Raw genomic sequence first — 4,232 nt, forward strand, 5'->3', positions numbered from 1 at the left:
CCGACACGGTGACCGGCGGGGCCGAGGCCGACACGATCCTTGGCGGCCAGGACGGCGATTCCCTGGCCGGGGGGGACGGGCCCGACTGGATGACCGGCGACCTGGGCGCCGACACCCTGACCGGCGGGACGGGGGCGGACACCCTGACCGGGGGCGAGGGCAATGACCTGATCCTGGCCCTGGAGGGCGCCGACAGCGTCAACGGCAATGCCGGGACGGACAGCCTGGTGGGCGGGACGGGGGCCGAGAGCCTGCTGGGCGGCCAGGGCGACGATACGATCTCCGCCTCCGACGGGGCCAACTATCTGCACGGCAACCTGGGCAATGACAGCCTGACGGCGGGAACCGGCGCCGACCTGATCCTGGGCGGCCAGGGCAATGACAACATCAGCGCCGGGGCGGGCGCCAACCAGGTGTTCGGCGACCTGGGAGACGACACGATCAGCGCCGGGACGGGCGCCGACACGATCCTGGGCGGGGGCGGGAACGACCGCCTGAACGGCGGCGACGGCGCTGATTCCGTCGACGGCGGGGCCGGCGCCGACACCCTGATCTCCGGGGCCTCCACCTCCACCCTGATCTCCGGGGCCTCCACCTCCACCCTGATCGGCGGCCAGGGCGACGACATCCTGGACCTGTCGGCCAATGCGGCGGCCTCCCTGCTGGCCGACGCCGGCGAGGGCAATGACAGCGTGACCGGCGGGGCCGGGGTGGACCTGGTGTTCGGCGGGGCGGGGAACGACACCGTCCTGGCCGGCGGCGGGGCCGATTCGGTGACCGGCGACGACGGCGACGACAGCCTGTCGGGCGGGAGCGGGGCCAACAGCCTGGCCGGCGGATCCGGGGCCGACGTGCTGGCGGCCGGGACCGGGGCCGACACCCTGTCGGGCGGGGACGGGAACGACACCCTGTCGGCCGGCGACGGCAATGACCTGGTGGACGGCGGGGCGGGGAACGACAGCGTGCTGGGCGGCGCCGGAAGCTCCACCTATCTGGGCGGGACCGGCGACGACCGGCTGGACCTGTCGGCCAACGGGGCCTCTTCGGTGGTGGGCGAGGGCGGCGAGGGGGCCGACACCCTGATCGGCGGGGCGGGCGTGGAGTCCCTGGCCGGCGGCGGCGGGGCGGACAGCCTGACCAGCGGCGGCGGCGGCGACACCCTGGCCGGCGGCGAGGGCAATGACCGGCTGACCGGGGCGGGGGGCGCGGCCTCTCTCTCCGGGGACGGTGGGGACGACACCCTGACGGGCGGGGCGGGGGCCGAGACCCTGAACGGCGGGGCGGGCAATGACAGCCTGCTGGCCGACCAGGGGCTGGACCTGGCCGAGGGCGGGGACGGGGCCGACACCCTGGTCTCGGGCGCCGGGCCGGCGACCTTCCTGGGCGGGGCGGGCGACGACGTCCTGAACCTGTCGGCCCATGCGACGGGGACCCTGTTCGCCGACGGCGGGACCGGCAATGACCAGCTGACCGGCGGGGCGGGGGCCGACTTCCTGACCGGAAGCGGCGGCGCCGACACCATCACTGGCGGCGGCGGGGCCGACACCCTGTCGGGCGGCGATGGCGAGGATTCCCTGAGCGGGGCGGCGGCGGGCGCCTCCGTCGCCGGGGACGCGGGGGCCGACACCCTGGCCGGCGGCGGCGGCGATGACGCCCTGGACGGCGGGGCGGGCGGCGACTGCCTCTCGGGCGCGACGGGGGCGGACACCCTGACCGGCGGCGACGGCGACGACCGGCTGGACGGCGGCGAGGGGCTGAACCGGCTGTTCGGCGGGACGGGGGCCGACACCCTGACCTCCGGCGCGGACGCCGACACCCTGGCCGGCGGCGAGGGCGGCGACAGCCTGAGCGCCGGGGCGGGGACCAACTCCGTGCTGGGCGAGGCCGGGAACGACACCCTGGCAGGCGACGGCTCCCTGTTCGGCGGGACGGGGGCGGACAGCCTGTCTGGCGGGACCCTGACGCCCTTCCTCTCGGGCGAAGAGGGCGACGACACCCTGGCGGCCGCGGCGGGGGACCAGACCCTGAGCGGCGGCGCCGGCGTGGACCGGCTGACCGGCGGGACCGGGGCCGACCGGTTCGTCTTTGCGGCGGGGGACGCGGCCAGCCAGACGGCGGGGGCGATCGACACCGTCACCGACTTCTCGGCGCTCGCCGGCGACCGGCTGAACCTGGGCCTGACCGGCGGGGTGAACGGCTTTGCGGTGGACATCGCGGCCAGCTATACGGCGGCGCTGACGGCGGCCCAGGGCCTGATCGGCTCGGGCCTGCACGACCTGGTCTCGGTGACGGTGAGCGGCGGCGAGGGCTATGTCTTCGCCGACACCGACAATAACAACACCATCGATTCGGTGGTGCGCCTGCTGTCCGCGACCCCCTCGCCCCTGCTCGGGGATTCCGGCGCCGACACCCTGACCGGCAACGGCCAGACCGACTGGGTCGCCGGCTATGAGGGCAATGACCTGATCCGCGGCGACAATGACAGCGCCACGGGCGGGGCCGACACCCTGTGGGGCGGGGCCGGCGCCGACACCCTGGACGGCGGGCTGGGCGACGACGTCTTCGTCTATACCGGGACGGGGGAGGTGGCGGGGAGCGAAAGCGTCTCGGGCGGGGCGGGGACGGACACCCTGCTGGTGACGGGGGCCACGGCCTTCGACGCAGCCATGACCTTTGGCGGCGTCGAGACCCTGAGCGTCTCGGCGGGTGTGGCGGTGACGATGACCACCGCCCAGGTGGGCGCCTTCACCACCGTGACCGGCGGCGGGGGCGGGGCGAGCCTGACCTTGAGCGTGGCCCTGAACGGGACCTATACCGCGCCCAGCGCGGGCTATTCCGGCCTGTCGGTGATCATCGCCGGGGCGACGGGGGCCGAGCTCCTGACCGGCGGGATCGGCGCGGAATCCATCTGGGGCAATGACGGGAACGACACCCTGACGGGCGGCGCCGGGGCCGACACCCTGGCCGGCGGCCAAGGGGCGGACGTCTTCATCTTCACCGGGACGGGCGACACGGCCGCGACCGAGACGGTGGACGGCGGGACCGAGACCGACACGGTGCGGGTGACCGGGACCACGGTCTTTGACCCCGGCCTGACCTTCACCGCGGTAGAGACCCTGTTCGTGGCGGCGGGCCAGACGGCGACCCTGAGCTCGGGGCAGCTGACGGCCTTCACCTCGGCCTCAGGCGGGGCGGGGGCTGTGCTGGTGGTGAACGCCCCGGCGGGCGGGAACTACACCCTCTTTTCGCTGGGCTATTCCGGCCTGACCGTGCAGCTGGCCGGCGGGGCGGGGAACGAGACCCTGACGGGCCTGGGCGGCGCGGAATCCCTCTGGGGCGGCGGCGGCGCCGACGAGCTTTCGGGCCTGGCCGGCAATGACACCCTGGCGGGCGGGACGGGCGCCGACACCCTGAGCGGCGGCGGCAATGACGACCTGTTCCTCTATTCGTCGACGACGGAGGCGGTCGCCGGCGAGACCCTGGACGGGGGCGGCGGGACCGACACGGTGCGCCTGGCAGGAAGCACGGACCTGAGCGCCGTGGCGATTTCCGCCATCGAGGCGGTGACCCTGGCCGACGGGGTGACGGCGACCTTTGCGGGAAGCCAGATCACCGGCCAGGCCTGGGCGGTGAGCGGCGTCTCCGGCGGCGGGGCCGAGACCCTGGCGGTGACGGCGGCCTCGGGGACGAGCGTGCTCCTGTCGTCCCTGACCGGGCTGACGAACCTGGCGGTGAGCCTGACGGGGGCGGGCGGGGCCGAGACCCTGACCGGCTCCTCGGCGGCGGACCAGATCAGCGGCCTTGGCGGGAACGACACCCTGACTGGGGGCCTGGGCGCCGACATCCTGAGCGGCGGGGACGGCGCCGACACCTTCGTCTACAACGGCACGCTGGACGCCGCGGCCTCCGAGACCGTGAACGGGGGAACCGGCACGGATACCGTGCGCCTGACCTCCAGCACCAATCTGACAAGCGTGACCTTCACAGACATAGAGGCCTTCTCCGTGGCGGACGGGGCCACGCTGACCCTGTCCCCGGGGCAGATCAACGGCCAGACCTGGGCGGTGAGCGGGACGTCCGGCGGCCTGACCGAGACCCTGCTGGTGACGGCCGCGACGGGAGGGAGCGTGAACCTTTCCGCCCTGACCGGCCTGGCGAACCTGTCGGTGACCCTGGAGGGCGCCGGCGGGGCCGAGACCCTGACGGGAAGCAGTGCGGCGGACTCCCTCAGC

The 4,232-nt window shown here is 74.8% G+C and carries 1 protein-coding gene; it reads left to right on the top strand.

Translation table 11 applies throughout. The annotated features are described in order from the left end of the window. Nucleotides 1–4,232: calcium-binding protein (locus tag INE98_RS04280; protein ID WP_293536844.1), on the top strand; the 4,232-nt coding region annotated here is incomplete at both ends.

This window comes from Phenylobacterium sp. (assembly GCF_020253645.1).
Classification (GTDB): Bacteria; Pseudomonadota; Alphaproteobacteria; order Caulobacterales; family Caulobacteraceae; genus Phenylobacterium.